16 protein-coding genes are annotated in these 21,728 nt (G+C 37.1%); 10 read left to right on the forward strand and 6 right to left on the reverse strand.

All coding sequences use genetic code 11. The features are described from left to right. The first annotated feature begins 217 nt into the window (after nucleotides 1-217). A complete protein-coding gene (locus tag PP182_RS08085; RefSeq protein WP_272650844.1) occupies nucleotides 218-2,302 on the forward strand; it encodes a tetratricopeptide repeat-containing sensor histidine kinase in 2,085 nt (694 codons plus the stop codon). Here the strand turns inward: PP182_RS08085 and bshB1 are convergent. From bshB1 to PP182_RS08100, 3 genes are read right to left on the reverse strand one after another with little or no spacing between them, the layout of a single operon-like run. Continuing rightward, nucleotides 2,299-3,015: a bacillithiol biosynthesis deacetylase BshB1 gene (gene bshB1 / locus PP182_RS08090; RefSeq protein WP_272650845.1), complete on the reverse strand. Its 717-nt coding sequence runs from the start codon at nucleotides 3,013-3,015 to the stop codon at nucleotides 2,299-2,301. The two genes, PP182_RS08085 and bshB1, sit on opposite strands and share 4 nt — an antisense overlap. Before the next feature lie 42 nt (nucleotides 3,016-3,057). Then, nucleotides 3,058-4,230, reverse strand: a complete 1,173-nt coding sequence (locus PP182_RS08095) for a trans-sulfuration enzyme family protein (RefSeq protein WP_272650846.1) — start codon at nucleotides 4,228-4,230, stop codon at nucleotides 3,058-3,060. Nucleotides 4,231-4,270: 40 nt separating this feature from the next. After that, nucleotides 4,271-5,677, reverse strand: a complete 1,407-nt coding sequence (locus PP182_RS08100; protein WP_272650847.1) for an MATE family efflux transporter — start codon at nucleotides 5,675-5,677, stop codon at nucleotides 4,271-4,273. Between the two features lie 88 nt (nucleotides 5,678-5,765). Between PP182_RS08100 and PP182_RS08105 the strand changes: the two genes are divergently transcribed. Continuing rightward, on the forward strand, nucleotides 5,766-7,178 hold the full coding sequence (locus PP182_RS08105; protein ID WP_272650848.1) for a M14 family metallopeptidase: 1,413 nt from the start codon (nucleotides 5,766-5,768) through the stop codon (nucleotides 7,176-7,178). A 2-nt stretch (nucleotides 7,179-7,180) separates the two neighbouring features. Here PP182_RS08105 and ccsA read toward each other — a convergent pair whose 3' ends face one another. After that, nucleotides 7,181-10,363, reverse strand: coding sequence for a cytochrome c biogenesis protein CcsA (gene ccsA, locus PP182_RS08110; RefSeq protein ID WP_272650849.1), 3,183 nt, complete (start codon nucleotides 10,361-10,363; stop codon nucleotides 7,181-7,183). Nucleotides 10,364-10,501: 138 nt separating this feature from the next. Between ccsA and PP182_RS08115 the strand changes: the two genes are divergently transcribed. From PP182_RS08115 to galK, 8 genes are all read left to right on the forward strand, one after another. Then, entirely contained in the window at nucleotides 10,502-11,263 is a 762-nt protein-coding gene (locus tag PP182_RS08115; RefSeq protein ID WP_272650850.1) for a Rossmann-like and DUF2520 domain-containing protein, read from the forward strand. Then, on the forward strand, nucleotides 11,247-11,774 hold the full coding sequence (locus tag PP182_RS08120) for a KdsC family phosphatase (RefSeq protein ID WP_272650851.1): 528 nt from the start codon (nucleotides 11,247-11,249) through the stop codon (nucleotides 11,772-11,774). Before PP182_RS08115 ends, PP182_RS08120 begins: the two co-directional genes overlap by 17 nt. Before the next feature lie 2 nt (nucleotides 11,775-11,776). Further along, a complete protein-coding gene (locus PP182_RS08125) occupies nucleotides 11,777-12,367 on the forward strand; it encodes a Maf family nucleotide pyrophosphatase (RefSeq protein WP_272650897.1) in 591 nt (196 codons plus the stop codon). A gap of 26 nt (nucleotides 12,368-12,393) precedes the next feature. Continuing rightward, on the forward strand, nucleotides 12,394-13,350 hold the full coding sequence (locus tag PP182_RS08130) for a septum formation inhibitor Maf (protein WP_272650852.1): 957 nt from the start codon (nucleotides 12,394-12,396) through the stop codon (nucleotides 13,348-13,350). 3 nt (nucleotides 13,351-13,353) lie between these two features. Beyond that, nucleotides 13,354-13,920 (forward strand): mechanosensitive ion channel domain-containing protein, encoded by a 567-nt coding sequence (locus PP182_RS08135; RefSeq protein ID WP_272650853.1) that lies wholly within the window; start codon nucleotides 13,354-13,356, stop codon nucleotides 13,918-13,920. A 77-nt stretch (nucleotides 13,921-13,997) separates the two neighbouring features. Next, nucleotides 13,998-16,529 (forward strand): PIG-L family deacetylase, encoded by a 2,532-nt coding sequence (locus tag PP182_RS08140; protein ID WP_272650854.1) that lies wholly within the window; start codon nucleotides 13,998-14,000, stop codon nucleotides 16,527-16,529. Between the two features lie 114 nt (nucleotides 16,530-16,643). Then, nucleotides 16,644-18,383, forward strand: a complete 1,740-nt coding sequence (locus PP182_RS08145) for a sodium:solute symporter (RefSeq protein WP_272650855.1) — start codon at nucleotides 16,644-16,646, stop codon at nucleotides 18,381-18,383. A 22-nt stretch (nucleotides 18,384-18,405) separates the two neighbouring features. After that, nucleotides 18,406-19,566, forward strand: coding sequence for a galactokinase (gene galK / locus PP182_RS08150; RefSeq protein ID WP_272650856.1), 1,161 nt, complete (start codon nucleotides 18,406-18,408; stop codon nucleotides 19,564-19,566). A 63-nt stretch (nucleotides 19,567-19,629) separates the two neighbouring features. On the opposite strand, the gene PP182_RS08155 is transcribed toward galK, so the two are convergent. Next, nucleotides 19,630-20,475 carry a DUF2911 domain-containing protein gene (locus PP182_RS08155; protein ID WP_272650857.1) on the reverse strand — a complete coding sequence of 282 codons (846 nt, stop codon included), beginning with the start codon at nucleotides 20,473-20,475 and terminating at the stop codon, nucleotides 19,630-19,632. A 90-nt stretch (nucleotides 20,476-20,565) separates the two neighbouring features. Next, nucleotides 20,566-21,726 (reverse strand): hypothetical protein, encoded by a 1,161-nt coding sequence (locus tag PP182_RS08160; RefSeq protein ID WP_272650858.1) that lies wholly within the window; start codon nucleotides 21,724-21,726, stop codon nucleotides 20,566-20,568. Nucleotides 21,727-21,728: the final 2 nt, after the last annotated feature.

Here is a 21,728-nt window from a genome sequence, read left to right on the forward strand (position 1 = left end):
TTGGATATTCAACTTTAATCATAGAGATTAAAATTCATGTATAATACCCAAAATAATTATTGTTTATTTTGCTAATATAGTACATTTACAGTCTTCATTTAATCGATAAAATACCTATTTTTCAAGACCAAACACACAAAAATTGATATTTCACAACATAAATTTAAGTTTAAGTGTATTCTTATATTAAATTCATCCTTTCAATGAAATACATCTTTTGCTTAGTAAAGGTTTAAATAGAAAAGGTTTTTTAAGATTTCAATTGCGTTTTGCTCTTGTACTATGCTTCTGTTTTTTGGTAGATGACCTTTCTGCTCAACTTTCCTTTAGAGATTCTCTACAAAAAGAAATTTCCGATTATAATAACCTCAATAAGTCGAAAGAAAACACGGACTACATTGATTTATTACTCGATTTAGGGTTAGAACAACGCTTTTATCGATTAGACAGCCTTAAAGTATTGGCAAATGATGCACTAGTTTTAAGCAAGAAAATCAATTATAGTGAAGGCATAGCATTAGCATATTCGGAATTAGGTACATTTTATTCGGACAAAGGAAAATATGATGAGTCTCTTGAGAATTTAAAGAAAGCCCTGGAAATTAGCATTGAAAATAAGAACGACCAACTTAGGCTTTCCATACTTAATGAAATTGGCGGCCAATATGACTACAAAGGAAATTATGACCTTGCACTTAAGGAATATCTCAATTGTATTGAATTAGCCAAAAAATTAGAGGATAAAGACATGTTGTCCATTGTCAATGAAAACATTGCTAATTTATATATATCCCAGAAGGATTTTGAGCATGGTATGTTTTATTATGAAAGGGTAAAAAAGATAAATGAGGAAATTGGAGATCCTCTGTTTATTGCAGAAACTATGAGCAACATGGCATCTGCTTATACAGACATGGGGAAGCTGGAACACGCCATTTTCAATGCCAATAGTGCTATTAAAATTTTTGAGAAAAACAAAATATTGGATTGGTTGGCATACGCCTATCAAGTAAAAGGTAAAATTTACCTAAAACAAAACAAAAACAAATGGGCGTTATATTGGTTTAGACAAGCTGAACTGCTACATGAAAATTTGGAGGACCAAAGGGAGGAAATCTCACTATTAACTGGTATTGCAGAGGCCAATCTTAATATGGGAAATGATAGTGTTGCCAATTTTTATGCACAAAAGGCTTTCAAACTATCCGAAAAAATAGATGTTATAACAGGCTTAAAAGATGCATCAAAAATACTTTATACCGTCAATAAGAATAAAGGAGAATTTGAAATAGCACTAAAGTACCATGAGGTATTTAAAGAGGTATCTAGTAAAATTATTAAAAAAGAGGGTCAAAAAGGGCTAACAATGCTCAAAACCAAGATAGAATATGAGCAGCAAAAACTAGAATTGATACAGGAAAATGAAAAAGCATTGGCCAAGCAAAAAAATTATGTATATGCCATTCTCTTCATTCTTTTCATTTTTTTGATAATCACATTACTCATAAAGAAAAATGCCAGGATTCAAAAAACATTAAACAAAGAATTAATTTCCAAACAACAGGATTTAGAACGAAAAGAAAAGTATTTAAACGAAGCTAACCATACTAAGAATAAACTTTTTTCAATAATTGGGCATGACTTAAGAGGGCCAATTGGCGCCTTCCAAGGGTTAATAAAACTCTTTAAAGAGGGCGAAATGTCAAAAGAAGAATTTATTGGTTTTGTACCCAAGTTGAAGTCAGATATTGACCATATTGCATTTACTTTGAATAACCTACTTTCTTGGGGTCAAACACAGATGAACGGTTCTGTGACGAAACCAGGAATCACTTCTATTGAAGGTATTGTAAACGAAAATATCGCCTTGCTTTCAGAAGTTGCGAGTAATAAATCCATTAAATTGATCAATAGAATTGAGCCCAATACGATTACTTGGTGCGATAGTGACCAAATAGATATTGTCATTAGAAATTTAGTTAGCAATGCCCTTAAATTTACCCCTGAGAACGGTATGGTCACCATTGGGGCAGTTGAGAAAACAAAACAATGGGAAATATATGTACGTGACAATGGTGTGGGTATGAACGAAGAGACCTTAGGTAAAATATTCGATCAATCAGGAACACATAGCACCTATGGAACAAATGATGAAAAAGGAACTGGGTTAGGTTTAGCACTTTGTAAGGAAATGGTAGAGAAAAACCATGGAATTATTTGGGTAGACAGTTCTATAAATAAAGGCTCAAGCTTTTATTTTACTATTCCAAAAGCACAAAAAGAATATAAGAAAACCGCTTAGATTAAGGAATCGAGCGAATCAATTGCCATCATTCGCTCCACCGTAAACCCTTCGGCATAGTCCACACCTACAAGCCTTCCTAAATCTTGAGCCCTATAACGGACACTTTCAATAAAAGTTTTGCTACTTATTGGAGTTTCCGGTTCCTCACTATTAGGGTCATGAAATTGAGAGGAGTATGCCAATATCGCATCTGTCTTTTTGTTTATAAATTTACTGATATCTACTGCAAAATCAGGTTTTAGGTTCTTCCACTGAATGTAATGATAAACGAGTTTCGGTCTCCATTTATCCTGTGTATTCCCATTAAGGGTAGTCTCTATTTTTATAAGTCCGCTTAAAAAACACGCATGACTAACCAATTCACTTCCCTTGGCATGATCAATATGTCTGTCATTAACAGCGTTACACAAAACGATATCAGGTTTGTACTTTCTTATCATTTTTATGACTTCTAACTGATGTCTTTCATCATTAATAAAAAACCCATCTCTAAAGCCAAGGTTTTCTCTAATTTGAAGTCCTAATATCTTTTTGGAATTTTTAGCCTCCACGTCACGAATTTCCGCCGAGCCCCGGGTTCCCAATTCACCACGTGTCAAATCTATGATACCTACCTTCTTACCATTGGCAACCTCTTTGGCTATTGTGCCTCCCGCTCCCAATTCCGCATCATCCGGATGGGCACCAAATACCAATATATCTAGTTTCATTTATTGCTTTTTTGAATTTATAACAGTGAGAGTTCGGATTATTTAGACCGTTGATTTTAATTTTTTCTTTACGAGTGAAAGGGCATTTTCAATATCCAAAATTAAATCGTCAGGTTCTTCAATTCCGACCGAAAAACGAATAAGTCCATCTTTTATGCCTTGCGCTGCCCTTACCTCTGGACTCATTAGTGCATGTGATGTTTGTGAAGGTGATAATACCGTACTTTCCACGCCGGCCAAACTCATAGAGGATTTTATTAATCGCAGTGATTTTTGAAAATTGGAGGTGTCTAGATAGGGCTTTAATTCAAAAGACAACATGCCTCCAAAGCCATTCATTTGTTTTTTTGCAAGTTCATGGTCTTTGTGAGTTTCAAGACCAGGGTAGTAAACCGCATCGATGTCATTGTGCTTTTCTAGAAACTTTGCCATTTCCAAAGCATTTTCATTTTGCGCCTTAACGCGAAGTCCCATGGTTTTAATGCTTCTTTCCAAGAGCCAAACCGTATAGTCACTTAAGCTACCCCCAAAATTTTTTGCTAAATGAAAAATCCTATTCATATTATCCTTAGAAGAGGCGACTGCACCCGCACATATATCAGAATGGCCGCCCATATATTTGGTAGCACTGTGTATGACTACATCTATTCCAAAATCAATAGGGTTTTGATTTACGGGACTTGAAAAAGTATTATCTATCATGGAAATAATATTATGCCTCTTGGCAATATTGGCCACACCTTCAATATCCGTAATGGTCAACAAAGGATTTGACGGAGTTTCGATATAGATGACTTTCGTATTTTCCTGAATTTTATCTTCGAAATCCATGGGTTCCCAGCCTTCTGTAAAGGAGTATGCTATTCCATATTTTTCAAATTCCTCGGTAACGAGATTATAGGTGCCACCATATAGTGTTTGCTGTAAAACAACATGGTCACCTACTTTAAGAAATGCCAACAATGCCGTACTTACTGCTGCCATTCCACTACCAAAAATCAATGCAGACTCTGCATGCTCCAGAGCTGCGATTTTTTTGCATAACCCCTCTTGATTGGGTGTATTGAAGTATCTGGGATATCGTTTAACATCCACATCATCAAAAGCATAGGACGTACTCATATACAATGGGGAAACAGCCCCTTTGTAAACAGAGTCTTCCAACTCTCCCACATGAGTACAAACTGTATTTAAACCCTTTCGTTTATCATTCATGATTATCAATAATTTTATAGGTTTAAAGGTACGAAAATGCCTAAACTTCTACCTGCTTCCAATTCCCCTTTCTAAACAACATAATTGATATTATAGCCAACAATACTTCTGCTAATGTAATCGCCAGGAAAACCCCTATGGCACCCAAATTGAAATAAAATGCTGCAACGTAAGCAAAAGGTAATTGGAATGCCCAGAAAGCCAAAAGGTTTATCTTTGTAGGAGTACCCGTATCGCCCGCTCCATTGAAAGCTTGTGTAACGACCATCCCGTAGGCGTAGAAAATATACCCTGCTGCAATAACTTTTAGGCATAGTGCCCCATTATAAACTACTGCTGGGGTCTCACTGAACCATCCCACAATTTCAGTTGAGAAAAATAAATATATCAAGGAGACCAAAGCCATAAAATAAACGTTGTACTTACCTGTTTTCCAAACAGATTCTTCCGCTCGCTCTGGCTGTTTCGCTCCCAAATTCTGACCTACGAGCGTTGCCGCGGCATTACTCATTCCCCAAGAAGGCATTAAGGTAAAAAGCATTACCCTGATAGCAATAGTATACCCGGCCAAAACTTCACTCCCAAATTCAGACATCATCCGCATTAAGAAAACCCAACTGGAAGTACCTATGAGAAACTGAGCTATACCACCAAGGGAAACCTTGACCATATTAGCCATAACCTTGAAATTAAACACAAGGTCTTTTAATGCAAGTTTTATTTTGCCCCATCCAAAGAACAAGATGCCCAATTGAAAAATTACAGCCGTTCCCCGACCAATATTTGTGGCAATAGCTGCCCCCGTGACACCAAATTCAGGAATAGGACCCCAACCAAAAATAAATAAGGGGTCTAAAATTATGTTTAGTCCATTGGAAAGGACCAGTGTCCACATGGCAATGGAGGCATCACCTGCACCTCTGAAAATAGCATTGATCAAAAAAAGTAGCATAATCACCACGTTACCCCCAAGTAACCATTGTGTGTATCCATAACCTTCGGCTATCAAATCGGGTTCTGCACCCATTAACATCAAAATATCCTTGGCATAAATAAATCCAAAGACTCCCAAAGTAATCGATATTAAGATTCCTAGTCCAATAGCCTGTACTGCTGCTTCCTTAGCTCCTGCTAAATTCTTGGCTCCCACTCTACGGGCAACAATGGCAGTAGCTGCCATACTTAAACCTATAGCTAAAGCATAAATTAGGGTAACAACCGACTCGGTTAAACCTATTGTTGCCACGGCATTTACACTAACCTTAGAGACATAGGCAATGTCTACTAAAGCAAAAATAGACTCCATTAACATTTCCAAAATCATGGGTATGGAAAGCATGAAAATGGCCTTGCTTATACTACCTGTAGTAAATTCAGATTCTTTACCAGTTACCGCTATCCAGAAATAGGAAGCTATTTTTTTAATTGATTGTATATACGAACTCATTAGTATAGAAATTTATTTTGAAGAAAAACGATAATATCAACCATTCAATAATTAAGAGTTTAACTATTGTGTGTGGTTTTAATATGCGATGAATAAATTTCTAGAGCTTCATGATTTTACAAATATGCAAAAAAAATATTCAGAGATACTTTTCTTTACCAAAGAAAAATCTTCTATTTTTCCATTCATAAGACCGGTTCATCTAAAGAAACCTATGAAATATACCCTTATATATGCTCTTCTGATTGGAACAATACTCCTTTCATGCAAAAACTCGGCAACCCTTATTCCCGAAAAAAAGGAAGCTGGATATCAAGGTCAAGGAGCTAGTCCAGTAGTGCCCACAGTTAACCGACCTGTACAAAAGCAATGGAAGGGAATTTGGACCATGGACAGCCAAACCTATTTCTCCAATGATTTCGATGGTGCCCGTTTAAATGGTGTAGCGGAAGATGGTAATGACCATTACACCTTATGGATTACGGCTGAAAATACCCCAATAAATGTGAGTCCTTGGTATTCCTTTAAAGTATGGACAGAGCAACCAAGAGAAATTACGATTAAGCTATCCTATCAGGATTCTCGAAGTAGGTATTATCCTAAAATTAGTGAAGATGGTATTAATTTTAAACCGTTGGACAGTACTGCTTTTAACGTCATCAACCCAGGGGAAGGTGATTTTGGAATTAAGGCCGCTCCTGAATTCGCCGAAATAACAATAGAAATTGGAGAGGAACCTAAATGGATATCCGCTCAAGAACTATATACATCTACAAGCGTACAATCTTGGGTAGACTCACTATCGTTAAAACCTTTTATAAGCAATTATGAAATTGGAAGAACGCATGAGAATAGACCCATGCAACTCATGGAAATCAAAGAAAATCCAAATAATAAAAAGGCAGTGATGATAATATCAAGGCAACACCCACCTGAAGTTACTGGCTTTTTGGTTATGAAATCCTTTATTGAAACAATATCCAGTGAAAGCCAACAAGCCAAAGAATTCCGAACTAATTTTGATGTTTTTGTGGTGCCACTTATGAATCCAGATGGTGTTGACAATGGCCATTGGAGACATAATATGGGAGGAATTGACTTGAATAGGGATTGGGAAAACTTTAACCAACCCGAAACGAAAAGCGTGAGGAACTTTTTAAATAAAAAAAGTAATGAGGGCTACGAATTTGTGTTTGGTGCTGATTTTCATTCTACATGGGACGATATTTATTACCCAATAGATAGCACAGTCATTGGTAAAAAAGGAAAAATTGTATACGATTGGATTGAAAATATTTCTGAAAGGCTACCTCAAAAACGAACCAATGTAAAACCCTCTAAAAATACCAAACCCACTATGGTATCGAGGAATTACTTTTATGTAAACCATGGAATGCCAGCTATCGTATTTGAGTTGGGGGATAATACCCCTAGGGCATTTTTAAAAGAAAAAGGAAAAGTAGCTGCCGAAGAATTAATGCGATTGTTAATGGAGGAATAAATCTATTTTGAATAATTTACCTTGTACCTCCAATAACTTAAACCTCCCAAAGCAAGTACTCCAGCCACGGTATACCAAATAAACATAGGGGTTATTACCTGTGCACCACTGGCATAACTATGTAGACCTACCAAATAAAAATTAACACCAAAATAGGTCATCATTATACTCCCAAACGCAACCACACTTAGAAAGTTGAAGGTCCATTTTCCCCGTAATCCTGGAACCAATCGCGTATGGATTACAAAGGCATAGACCATAATGGATATTAATGCCCAGGTCTCTTTGGGGTCCCATCCCCAATAACGGCCCCAACTTTCATTCGCCCATTGTCCACCAAGAAAATTGCCAATCGTTAGCATAATTAAACCTACTGTTAATGAAAGTTCATTAATTACCGTTAACTCTTTTAGGTTTAAATCCATGCGTTGCTTGTTCTTTTTATTGGTCAATAGAATCAACACTAAAGATACCACGCCGAGTATCATTCCAATAGTGAGAGGTCCATAACTACCAACGATTACAGCAACATGAATCATTAACCAATAACTATCCAAAACGGGAACTAGATTACCTACTGCTGGATCAACCCAACTTTGGTGCGCAATCCATAATAACATCGCGGTTACAAAGGACGCAGCCGCCAAGGTCATTGTATTTTTTCTTATAAAGAGCATTCCCATTCCCATAGTGGCCCAAGCTACATATAAAATACTTTCATATGCATTACTCCATGGGGCATGACCAGAAATATACCATCGTAGAATGAGTCCAGCGGTATGCCATAAAAATAGTATTACAATAGTTCCCTTTAACAGATATACCAAGGCCTTCCATATCTCTCGTTCCTTAAAGATTTGAAATACCAGAATAAAAAATAATAGTATTCCGACTAGAGCATAATATTGATAAAGTCTATTGAAAATATTGAGTTTATTATAAATTACCTCAGTATTTATTTTTTTGTCCGAAGGTAGAACTTCACTACCGTTGTTGACCTGATTTTGTTTGAATGCCGCCAAAAGTCGGTCTGCTTCAGAATAGTCCCCACTTTGTTGGGCCTTATTTAGCGTCATTAAATAATAAGGCATAGCGTTCTTCACAAAATTAGCGTATAAGGAATCCTGAATCTGAATTTGTCCTCCCCGGTATTCTACTGCAGATATCCATTTGTTATTTTCGTCATTGAGCAACGGGAATATTTTTACGATATCTTGCCCCAAGGCCTGGTTCAACAGACTTAAACGAATATTGGCATCCTTAAAATCCTGTTCAAATTTATTTGGGTTATTTGTAGCCGTAGCCTCTCTAAGGAAGGGTTCCAGTTTATAATTGCCCTCCTTATTAAAAAAGTCCGTTGCCTTAACGTATTCCTGTCCAGAAGGCACCCCGATTATTTTACGTATACTATCATTTTGGGCTTTTTTGTCCAAAGCAATAAATTCCGCATTATACCAAACAGCAGGATTCATAATCATAGATAAAAATATCTGATCTGAACTAAACCCTAAATAGGTATCCTTTAAGCTTAGTTTGCGCAAAAGTTCCGAGGAAAAGGTATTGATAGGTTTCATTCTCCCCCCTTCATCCTGTATCACCAATTTTCCAAATTTATCCGCATGCTCCTTGGCTATTATGGATGTTGTAATAAGGGAGTCAATCTGATGCTGTTTTGGAGCTTCACTATGGTCATGACCATCATCTACACTATGTTCTTGACCATTTATTTGCGTCGTTAGCCCTATTAAGAGAACTAGGGTCGTAAGAACTTTTTTCTTTTTATCCTTAAGTTTATCCAGAGATTCAGCCAAATCCTTGAACCTCGTTTTCCCAAAAAACATAATACCCATGAGTCCAATGTAGAGCAAGAAATAACCGATGTACGTTATCCAAGTGCCCCAAAAATCATGATTTACCGAAAGTTTGGTTCCCTTCTCGTCTTGATCAAAACCAGATTGGAAAAAACGATACCCTTCATGGTCTAAAATATGATTCATATAAATATCATAATCAAAGGGCCGTTCATCTTTTACAGTAACCTTACTCATGAAGGAAGCATAGGCATTATCGGTACCCGGATATTTTTCAGCAATAAAATCATTTAGTTGTACAGCAAAAGGTAGCTCATATACTTTGGAGCCATATCGTAAAGCAAAATTCAACCCGCCTACTGACACTTTATCACTGAACTGGGTTTCCCCTTTTCCACCCAATACCTTTATTTCCTGAGTTTCTCCATTGCTTGACACCGAAAGTACAAGGGCATCGGAATCAAATTCCATTTTTTCGGATTCTGGGATTTCAACAATGCCATAACTACCCTGCACCAATGAATCGGGTATAACGAACTGCATGTTCGCCGTATTATAAAGGGATCGCAACTGTAGTGGTTGTAAACTATCCTTGGCCAAGGAACCTTGATACTGGTCTGCCATTCTCATAAAACTACCATCGAAGGCAGATTCAATTTGATACTTGCCACCATTTGTGAAAATATTAATTGCACCCTCCGTCTCATTATTCAAGGAAAAGAGAACTCCATGGATACTTACCACTTTCCCATTTTCCAGAAAGTGTTCATGTCGTTGGCCATCACCAGCCTCCACAATTTTGAGATACGTATTGCCGGTCGTACCAGGAACAAGTCCTTTCTTGGCGCCATCTATAAAATCGACATAGGAAATGGTGAATTCTTGGCCATTAAAGTCGCCATGCCATGGCAAGTTGGATTTAATCGCTTCAGGTGTCACTATTAAATCATCCTCAAGTGTTTTTCTTCTAGGTTCACCATTAATATCACCTTCTACAAATGCAGTCAAATAGGTTTTGTCCGAGTAAAACACGTTCTCCGTTTCACCTTCCCTAATGGGCATCATACCTTCAAAACTTATATATCTCGTGACAAAAGCACCCACAATAATTAGTATCCAAGAAAGATGCAAGATCAAGACTGGCCATTTTTCCTTTCTAAGCAATCTATATCGAGAAATATTTCCGATAAAATTTATGACAAAGAACACCATAATTACCTCGAACCAAGTGGCATTGTATATCCATATTCGAGCTGTTTCCGTACTGTACCAACTTTCAATGAAAGTACCAAAGGCCATGGCTACTGCAAACACAATAAATAGAACGGACATTAAACGGGTAGAAAAGAATATTTTCTTTAACAGATCTGTCATTTAAAAAGACAATGGTTTTCAGCATGCAAAAATACGTCCTTTTACACTTTCTAAGAAGTATAAATTTTCTTAATGCGTAAACTTAAATGTTAATTTTAATATTATAGGGCTCCAATCAATTCTTTGTATTTTCGCAAAATGATATCCGTAGTCATTTTAGGGACAGGCAATGTAGCCCAAAATCTTTTTGAAGCCCTAATTGGTACCAATGACATCAATATCATAGAAGTAGTGGGCAGAAGCGATGACTCATTGTCTTACTTTCAGAGAAAATCTAAGGTTTCAACGGATTGGGACAACCCTCCAAAGGCCGATATCTATATCATTGCCGTTACGGATGACGCCATAAAGGAGGTCTCAGATAAAATTAATGTATCCGGTTTAGTTGTCCATACTTCGGGAAGTGTATCTTTAAGTACATTATCAAAGCATAAAAAAAGAGGAGTTTTTTATCCTTTACAGACCTTTACTTCAGGTAAATTAATCGATTTTAACGAGGTTCCCTTATGTTTGGAAACCCATAGGAAAAAAGATTTCAAAATCCTAAATACCTTGGGGGGAAAGATTAGTTCAAACGTGCAAGTCATTGATTCGGAAAAAAGAAGGGTTTTGCACGTAGCTGCCGTATTCGTAAATAACTTCACGAACTATATGTACAGTATTGGTAACGATATCTGTTCGGCAAGTGATCTGGATTTTTCAATATTGTATCCCTTAATTAGGGAAACAGCTAATAAAATTGAATATCTTTCTCCTTATAGTGCTCAAACCGGGCCCGCAAAACGAAATGATTTGGATACCTTACATAAGCATTTGAATTTTTTAAAAGATAAAAAGCAAAGAGCCATTTATAAATTATTAAGCAATGCCATAAAAGCATCCAATGAAAAAGAGTTATAAGGAATATTTAAAGAATATCACCACATTTATTTTTGATGTGGATGGCGTTCTAACCGATGCAACCGTGCTAGTAACCACAGAAGGTGAAATGTTGAGAAAAATGAGTATCAAGGATGGTTATGCCCTAAAAGTGGCAATTAGAAAAGGATATAATATCTGTATTATTACTGGAGGTACTAATGAGGGCGTAAAGAAACGATTGCAAGGGTTGGGAATCACAGATTTTTATATGGGCTCCCACCATAAAATTGATGCTTTGGAGGAGTATTTGGACCTCTACAATATTGAGAGCAAAAACGTGCTGTATATGGGCGATGATATTCCCGATATACCGGCTATGAAAGAAGTGGGCGTAGCATCTTGTCCACAGAACGCTGTCCCAGAAGTTAGGGCAATTTGTGATTATATCTCTCATATCGATGGTGGCTCTGGATGTGCTAGGGACGTTATAGAGCAGGTATTAAAAGTACGCGGGGATTGGATGGATAATTTTAGTGCAGCCAACGATTAATGATGTTAAAAGAGCTACTTAAGGATTACACGTTAATTTTAGCCTCCGGCTCACCTCGAAGAAAACAATTTTTTGAGGAAATGGATCTCGATTTTGAAATTCGGTTAAAACCGATTGATGAAAAATATCCACTAAATCTAAAAGGTGCTGAAATATCTGATTATTTGTGCAGACTTAAAGCATCTACTTTTGAAGGAACACTCAAAACCCAGGAAATCCTGATAACATCGGATACCGTTGTATGGCATAACCAAACCTCACTGGCGAAGGCCTCCAATGCCAGTGATGCCTTTAAAATGATATCGCAACTTTCAGGTGATTGGCATGAGGTAATAACATCGGTCTGTTTTACTACCACTAAAAAACAAATCGTAAAAAACAATAGTACGGAGGTTAAATTCAAAAATCTAACACCCGAAGAAATACAGTACTACATAGATAATTTTTCTCCTTTCGATAAAGCCGGTGCCTATGGAATCCAAGAATGGCTAGGACTTATTGGAATAGAGGAAATAAGAGGTTCCTATACCAATGTTGTTGGACTTCCTACAAAACTGGTTTACGATATGCTCCAAAATATGGTGGTCAACTAGTTTTTATTTAACTTTAATATAAAAGTATGAATATGTTTAGAAAATGGTTGACATTAGAAGTTTCCGTAGTTTTTTTAGCGATAGTTTTTTCAGGGCTTGAATCCTGTAAACGGGAGGCGGACACAACTAAAAAGCAGGATTCATCACCCAAGAATGCGAATAGCGAATCTCCCCGAAAAACTTTATCTCAAGAATTTAAGGATTACTGGTATGCCGGTACGGCAGAAATTACCTCTTACGAGCTAGAACAGGCAAGATATGGTGAACTAAGAAAAGGGAAGGCGGTACTCATTTATGTTACTGAGCCTTTTGTGGAAGACAAGCAAGTAAAGGCGGACAATAGTAGCCCGGATAATATTCCGGTTTTAAAACTAAATGCCACCAAGAAATACTTGACCGGTATATACCCCTACTCTATTATGACCAGTAGTTTTTATCCGGTTTACGATAACCAACATGCCATAAAGGTTTCCTTTTCCGCCCAGGAATGGTGCGGCCACGTTTACGCACAAATAAACAACAGGGATAACTTTGAAGTGCAGTCCCATTCCTATTTCGAATCTGAAGCCGATCAAGAATTTAATTTAGAAAAGTCCATTCTGGAAGATGAATTATGGAATAAGCTTAGGATAAGTCCGGAGGACCTACCCCAAGGTTCTTTGGAGCTAATACCATCCTTGGAATATCTAAGGTTAAGCCATAAAGAACTAATGGCTTATGAGGCAAATGCCTCTTTAACCAATAAAAATGGAAATTATAGCTATGAAATTGATTACCCGGAGCTAGAAAGAACACTGACCATAACTATAAGTACAACGCTACCCTATAAAATTGAAAGTTGGACTGAAACAATCAAAAGTGGATTTGGACCGGATGCAGAATTACTAACCTCTAAGGCTACTAAAATTAAATCTATTAACACCCCTTATTGGCAACAAAATGGTAATAAGGATTTATATTTGCGGGACAGTTTAGGTCTTTAATTTATGGAAGAATTTATCGCTGATCACAAGAACAGTCTCCTGTTCAGTCTCATACTTTTTATTTTAATAATCACACTAAAAATTGTCTTTACATCCGTAGTAAGGAAGGTTGGTAAATTAGGTGAGTTCAATCCGGTAAGGACTAACTTAATTATTAAGTATATAAATATCGTTCTAACGATTATATCCATCATAACACTTACCTTTATCTGGGGTGTTAATTATAGGGATTTAGGAGTTTTGTTGTCGTCCGTTTTTGCAGTAATAGGTGTGGCATTATTTGCCCAATGGTCCATATTGAGCAATATAACCGCCGGAGTAATCATATTCTTTTCTTTTCCATTTAAAATAGGAAACACTATTCGCATAATGGATAAAGAAATTCTGAATTCCGACGATCCGGAAAGAGAAGTTTTTGTGATTGAGGATATTCGAGCTTTTCATCTGCACTTAAGAAGCGCAAATGGGGAGATTATTACCTACCCAAACAACTTGGTACTTCAAAAAGGAGTCGTGCTAATTTCCACCTATAAAGATGAAGAAATTATTGAGGGTTCAGAAAAGGCTTAGTCTGTTAAAGAAGTCGTAAAGTACAGGCTTGCGGACTCAATCTTATTATCTTTGGGTTTAGACCAAAAACCAATCTCATGTGCCGTTTTGCCATATTTTTCTTTTTGTGCGTTCTAATTCCTATTAATCAATACGCGCAAACTCCTAAGAATCACACACCATCCGATATATATCACGAAATTCAGAAATTGAATTTTTTAGGAACTGCGCTCTATATAGCCGCGCATCCAGATGATGAAAATACCCGCTTAATTTCCTATTTGTCCAATCATGTTCATGCACGCACGGGGTACCTTTCTATGACGCGAGGCGATGGTGGACAAAATTTAATTGGACCGGAATTAAGGGAATTACTCGGTGTTTTACGAACCCAAGAGTTATTGGCGGCCAGGCGAGTTGATGGTGGTGAGCAAATGTTTACCCGAGCAGTAGATTTTGGATATTCTAAGAACCCCAAAGAAACGTTGGAAATATGGGACAAAGATTTGGTATTGGGCGATGTAGTTACCGCTATAAGAAAGTTTAAACCTGATGTAATAGTTAATCGTTTCGACCACAGAAGTCCAGGTACCACGCATGGTCATCATACATCATCGGCTATGTTAAGTATGGAGGCCTTTGATTTGGCCGATGACCCTACCGCTTTTCCCGACCGTCTCGAGAATACCGAAATATGGCAACCAAAACGTTTGTTTTTTAACACCTCGTGGTGGTTCTATGGTAGTCAAGAAAAGTTTGAAAAAGCCGACAAAACCAAATTGTTAAATGTAGACATAGGCACATATTATCCCATGTTGGGAATGTCCAATAATGAAATTGCCTCTTTGGCAAGTAGTCAACATCTTTGTCAGGGTTTCGGAAGGTTGAGCACACGGGGTTCCGAACAAGAATATTTGGAATTGCTTAAGGGAGATTTACCACAGAACAAAGAAAATCTGTTCGAAGGAATAAATACCACTTGGACCCGTGTTGAAGGAGGTAAAGCAATTGGAGATATTTTAAATAAAGTGGAAAAGGAATTTAATTTTAAAGATCCCTCAGCACATTTAAATGACTTGGTTCAAGCCTATCGATTATTACAAGAAATTAAAGATGAACACTGGAAGAAAATTAAGTCCGAAACTTTAAAATCAATCATAGTAGAGGTTGCCGGACTCCACATGGAAGCTTTCACTACTGTGGCCTATTCCAATCCAGGAGAAACAATCGATCTAAATATAGAGGCCGTCAATAGAAGCGATAAAAAAATAGCCTTGGAATCGGTGATGATAAACGATGAAATCAAATTTACCGAAGCTAATAGACTACATGATAATGAATTATTGAAAAAAGAAATAAGTATAAAAATACCAACTACAACACCATATACCAGTCCCTATTGGTTGATGAAAAAGGGTAGCCTTGGCACCTATAAAGTGACCGATAAAAAGTTTATTGGCAAACCAGAGACACCAAGAGCCTTTAGAGCCACGTTCAATGTAGGTATTGATGGTTTTACCATTCCAATCACAAAGGACATTACTTATAAATACGGTAGGCCGGACAAAGGAGAAATTTATCAACCCTTTGAAATAATTCCAAAGGCGACTTCGAGTTTAAGGGATAAGGTTATTATTTTTTCAGACGGTACCCCCAAACAAATTCCCGTTACTGTGAAGGCAAATAAAGACAACGTTTCGGGAAAGGTATCACTTAAAATTGGTAAGGATTGGATAATTGATGCATCCTCACAATCTTTTAAAATCGAAAAAAAGGGAGATGAACAAACAGTTGTTTTTACACTGACTCCACCAGAATCGGAAAATGAAAGTTCAATTACTTCCATTGTAGAAATCGATGGTAAGGAAATTTCAAAAGAAATGATTACCATAGCTTATGACCATATTCCTACCCAAACCGTACTTATGCCTGCGGAAGCAAAGGTCGTACGATTAAATATAAATAAGGCCGGACAAAATATTGGATATATAATGGGTGCAGGAGATGATGTCCCCACTAGCCTAGAACAAATTGGGTATACGGTTCATACCATAAATCCTGCAGACATTACCGAAAACTCACTTCAAAAATATGATGCCGTGGTGCTGGGAATTCGTGCATACAATGTAGTTAACGAATTAAGTTTTAAGCAAAAATTTATTTTGGACTATGCTAAGCAAGGCGGTACAGTTGTTGTGCAGTACAATACGGCTAGCAGATGGGCCGATCAGTTTGAAAACATCGCACCGTATGAGCTGGAAATTTCACGGGACCGTGTAACCGATGAAAATTCCGATGTTAAAATTATTGCAGCAGATAATGATTTAGTAAATTTTCCGAATAAAATTACAAATGATGATTTTAAAGGCTGGGTTCAGGAGAGAGGATTGTATTTTCCGGATAAATGGGACAAAGAATTCACTCCTATTCTTGAAATGAAGGACGAAGGTGAAAACCCAACAAAGGGAAGTTTACTTGTAGCTCCTTACGGCGAAGGTTACTATATTTACACAGGGCTAAGTTTTTTTAGGGAATTACCTGCTGGGGTGCCCGGAGCCTATAAACTTTTCTCCAATATGCTTTCTACAGGAAAGGATAATTTGACAAAAAAAGAACAAATAAAAGGATGATGAGCCAAGAAAAGGACGAACATAAAAGCTGGAAAAGGGAATACTCTTTAGTTCTTATTCTTAATCTAATCTATATTATCGTTTTTTACTTGATCATGATATCATTCACGTAACATGGGAGCACTAGACTGGACAATTCTTTGTGGAACCCTATTATTTATTGTTTCCTATGGTGTATGGAAGACCAAGGGAAGTACCAATGTTGACGATTACGTTAAAGGAGGTAGCGAAGCTCAATGGTGGACCATAGGGCTTTCAGTAATGGCCACTCAAGCAAGTGCTATTACCTTTTTATCAACACCAGGTCAGGCTTTCCATGATGGAATGGGTTTTGTGCAATTTTATTTTGGCCTTCCTTTAGCCATGATCATCATTTGCTTGGTTTTTGTTCCCATATATCACCGAATGAAGGTATACACGGCATACGAATTCCTTGAGGGTAGATTTGACCTTAAGACCCGTTCGCTTGCAGCTATTTTATTCTTAATACAAAGAGGCCTTGCCGCAGGAATAACCATTTTTGCACCTTCAATTATTCTATCGGCTGTTTTAGGTTGGGATTTAGGCACCCTAAATATCATAATAGGAACCTTGGTCATTATCTATACGGTTTCGGGTGGTACAAAGGCAGTTAGTGTTACACAGAAACAACAAATGTTCATTATAATGACAGGAATGTTCATTGCCTTCTTTTTCATTATGGGCTTTCTTCCTTCAGATATGACATTTTCGAAAGCACTTAAGGTTGCTGGTGCGAGCAATAAATTAAATATTCTTGATTTTAGTATGAACACAAAAAGTAGATATACTTTTTGGAGTGGTATTACGGGTGGTTTGTTTTTGGCACTCGCCTATTTCGGTACCGATCAAAGTCAAGTACAACGCTATTTATCTGGTAAATCGATAAGGGAAAGTCAATTAGGTTTGGTCTTTAATGCAATTTTTAAGATTCCCATGCAGTTTTTCATTCTTCTAGTGGGAGTTATGGTTTTTGTATTTTATCAATACAATCCTTCACCCCTAAACTTTAACCCAGCAGCTACAACCGCCGTGATGGAATCTGAATATGCTGAAGACTATAAAATATTGCAGGAGGGACAAGTAGCTTTGGAAGCTGAAAAAAGAATTGCACAAAACCAATTTTCAACCGCACTTGATATTAAGGAGTACGATGCCGTTCAAGAAGCAAAACAGCATATAATTACAATTAATCAAAAAGATAGCACAAATAGGATTGCCGCAAAATCCTTGATTTCGCAAGCTGATGATTCCATAGAAACAAATGATAAGGACTATGTCTTTATTCATTTCATCTTGAACAATTTGCCCAAAGGCCTTGTTGGACTTTTATTGGCGGTAATTCTGTCCGCAGCTATGTCCTCAACAGCTTCAGAACTAAATGCTTTGGGCACAATTACCGCTTTGGACTTGTATAAAAGAAATAAAAAAGGGGTGTTTACAGAAAAACATTACGTATGGGCATCAAAGGCGTTCACGTTAGCCTGGGGTGTCATTGCAATTTTAATCGCTTGTATCGCTAATCTTTTTGATAATCTTATTCAGTTGGTAAATATTATTGGAAGCATCTTTTACGGGAATGTACTCGGTATTTTCCTTCTGGCCTTTTTCTTTAAGTTTGTCAAAGGAAATGCAGTATTTTTTGCAGCAATCATTACGCAAATTATTGTTTGTATCATTTATTATAATCTAATACATATTTATCCTGCTGGAGAGGAAAAGCTGGGATACCTTTGGTTGAATTTCATAGGCGCTGCCTTGGTAATTGTAATGGCTATTATTTTTGAAGCCTTCGATAGAATGCTAAATCGCCCGCTCTCCCCTAGCCAAAATTAAATAGTAAATTCTTTAATTAAATATGGTTTTAGATAGTATTAAAGCCTCGTTCATATCGCACTATAATGATTCACCATTATTGGTAAAGGCGCCGGGAAGAGTAAATCTCATCGGTGAACATACCGATTATAATATGGGGTTTGTACTACCTGCATCTATCGAAAAAGCCATTTATTTCGCAATTCAGAAAAATGAAAGTAGCGATATACACATTGAAACTTTTTTAACTGCACCTGAAAAAATAAAGTTCGATATTAATGGAAACCATAAATCGTTTGAAGCCTTTTGGGGTAACTATTTTAAGGCAATTATTAAAATCCTGATTGAAAGAGGCCATAGATTAGAGGGATTCGACTGTGTTTTTGGTGGTGATATTCCAATTGGTTCCGGGCTTTCTTCTTCGGCAGCATTATGTTGTGGATTTATTTTCAGTGTTTCCAATATTTTGAACCTATCCATTTCTAGAGAAGAAAATGCTTTGATTGCCCAAGAAGCCGAACATCGAATTGGCTTAAATTGTGGACTCATGGACCAATTCGCTGTCTTATTTGGAAAAAAAAATAACGCACTTTTTCTAGATTGTCGGGATTTGACCCACAAATATGTTCCCATAAATTTGAAAGGATATAGTTGGATATTGATAGACTCCAAAATACAACACAATCTTGCCGTAGATTCGGAATATAATAAGCGTAGAAGTTCTTGCGAACTAGTTGTTTCTAAAATAAAAATTAATAAGGAGATTGTCTCCTCTTTAAGGGATGTTAGCTTTGACGATTTAGAAAGAATTGAACTTGAAATCGAAAAAGTCGACTACATTAGGGCAAAGTATGTTTTGGAGGAAAACGAAAGGGTACTTAGAATGATGGAGGTCTTAAAATCCGGTAGGGCGGTCTCTGTAGGTGAAATTTTATTGGAGGGACATTGGGCGATGTCCAAGGACTATGAAATTACAACCCCAGAACTCGATTACTTAGTCAAAACAGGTGAACAACTTGAAGATGTCAAAGGGTCAAGGATGATGGGTGGTGGATTTGGAGGCTGCACCATCAATTTGATTAAAACGGATAATTTGGAAAGTTGTTTAGATACAATAAAAAACAAGTACAAGGAAGAAACCACTATAGAATGTGAAATCTACCAGCTTGAAATTGGTGACGGTGTTCAAGTCTTAAAAAATTAAAAAAAAACCACAAACCTAATTATTTGGTTTGTGGTGTATTCTTTAAATACTCAAATACGCTTATTATTTAGCCCCCCACTCTTTTAAGGAATCCTTGTTCAACTTAACATAATCTTCATTACCTGCTTCTGTAGCCTTTGCGAGTGATTTTTTGGCCACTTCTATAGCCCCCTTCTTATCTCCGGATTTTGCCAAGATTAAAGACTGTTGCCTTAACTGCCAATAGGCTGGATCTTCAGTCATAGACATAGCTTTGTCCATCCAATCCTTGGCCTTTTGAATATCCTTTCCTTCACTGGAATAATAAACGGCTGCTGCATAATAATCTCCAGCACCGGGGCCAGAAAGTACTTTATCGATACTGCTCATTACAGCTTCGTCTGTAGGAACCTCAAAAGGAACACCTACATATACTTGTTCCCACATAATTCCCAAATTTGCGCCACTAGAGGTAATATCGTCAATCGTGATTGTAAAAGTCTCAATGGGCATTTCAATAGGATAAACAGGCACATTAGCAGTTGCCACTATCTTACTTTGATCCCATTCAGATGGAGTACCACCTCCAAGGATATCAGTATAGAAAAACACTTCCCATTCCTTTTCACCTGGTTTTGTAAATATAGAATAAGTACCTGCTTCAACATTATTCCCAGCTATGGTAACATCCGTATCAAAAGTTATTTTAGTATAAGCATTGGCACCCGTACGCCACAATTTTCCGTAAGGGACCAAATCACCGAATACAGTTCTTCCTCGCATGGAAGGTCTGGAATAATCTACAATAACTTCTGTTAATCCTACCATTTGCATTAATTTGGAGGCCGGACTCGGTGCGGGTGTATTTATTTGTGCCTCAAGTGATAAAGAAGCCACAATGGCTAAAAGGAAAAGTACTACTTTGTTCATAGTTAATTGATTTAATTAGTTTTAACAAAACTAGTTATAAACCAAAACCACATTTGTTAACAAAGTCTTAAATAAGAGAAATATAATAAACTAATAAAGTGCAAAAGGAACGGATAATATTCCCGTATTCAAATAGGCGGCAAAGTAAAATATTCCTGGTCTCCCAAGGCTTCTTGAAATATAACCGGTTGTAGCGATGTTTTCTTCAGATGTCCAAACCATTCTCCCAGATGAATCAAATATGGAACCACCAAAAACAGTATTGGTTGTATTAATAGTATATAAAAATTCTCCCAAGCTAGCATCCCTGTAAATGATTATAGCCTCTTCGGTCTCATTTTCAGGTGTTTCATCGGGTACTTCCGGTTCATTGGGCCCATCTCCAGAATTGTTTTCCGCAACAAATTCTAAATTGAATATTCTAGCTTCACTGGTAATTGCGGGAGTTTGTCTAGAAAAAAATTCAGAGGTAAAATAAAGCTGATTTTCACTTGTTCGCGTAATCCCCTCGGTTTGTACAAAGGATAACCCCAATTCATATTCTTGGTAGTCCGGATTAAAAATACTGCTAGGGGCAGCGTTTTCAAACTTAAGTAAGAAGGGGGTCAATATGGAGGAATAACCTAGAACGAATAGCTCATTGGAAACATTGTCGAAAGTAGCATCTGTAACCAGACCTATATCACTTATTTCCCCAATTCGCGTGGCCAAATGATTACCGGCAATTTTTGGAATGGAATAGGCCACAGAGCCCAAGCTTTGCCATTGCTTGGTTAACACAACCAATTGGTTGTCCATTGCAATAAAAGCTTCTGCATCCCAATCGGAATTGCCGTCATTATCAAATTCCGTTTGATCCTCATAACGAAATTCGATTATTTCTGCAACGACCTGATCTTGTTCCAAATATTGGTTTTTATCTATTTTATATATGGATAAATCCGTCCTAGTACCCACATTATTTCCAAAATCACCAATATAAATATGGGTTTCGTCCTGAGTTAGGGCTTCCCAATCCTTGTTCTCTACATTGATCACAGTTACCTGTCTTACTATGGTCAAAGACGTGGTATCGATTTCATATAGTATGGCCTCGTTACCCGAATCATTATGCGTGATTAAACGGTCGTTAAAAAACAATAACCCAGAAGATTCGCTTATGGTCACATCTAACATACCCAATTCCGTAACCGTGTGCTGGGCTGTAAGCATTGTAACTGAAAATAGAATTAAACCGGTTAAATATCTCATCT

It is taken from the genome of Maribacter sp. PR1 (assembly GCF_028464145.1).
Lineage (GTDB): Bacteria > Bacteroidota > Bacteroidia > Flavobacteriales > Flavobacteriaceae > Maribacter.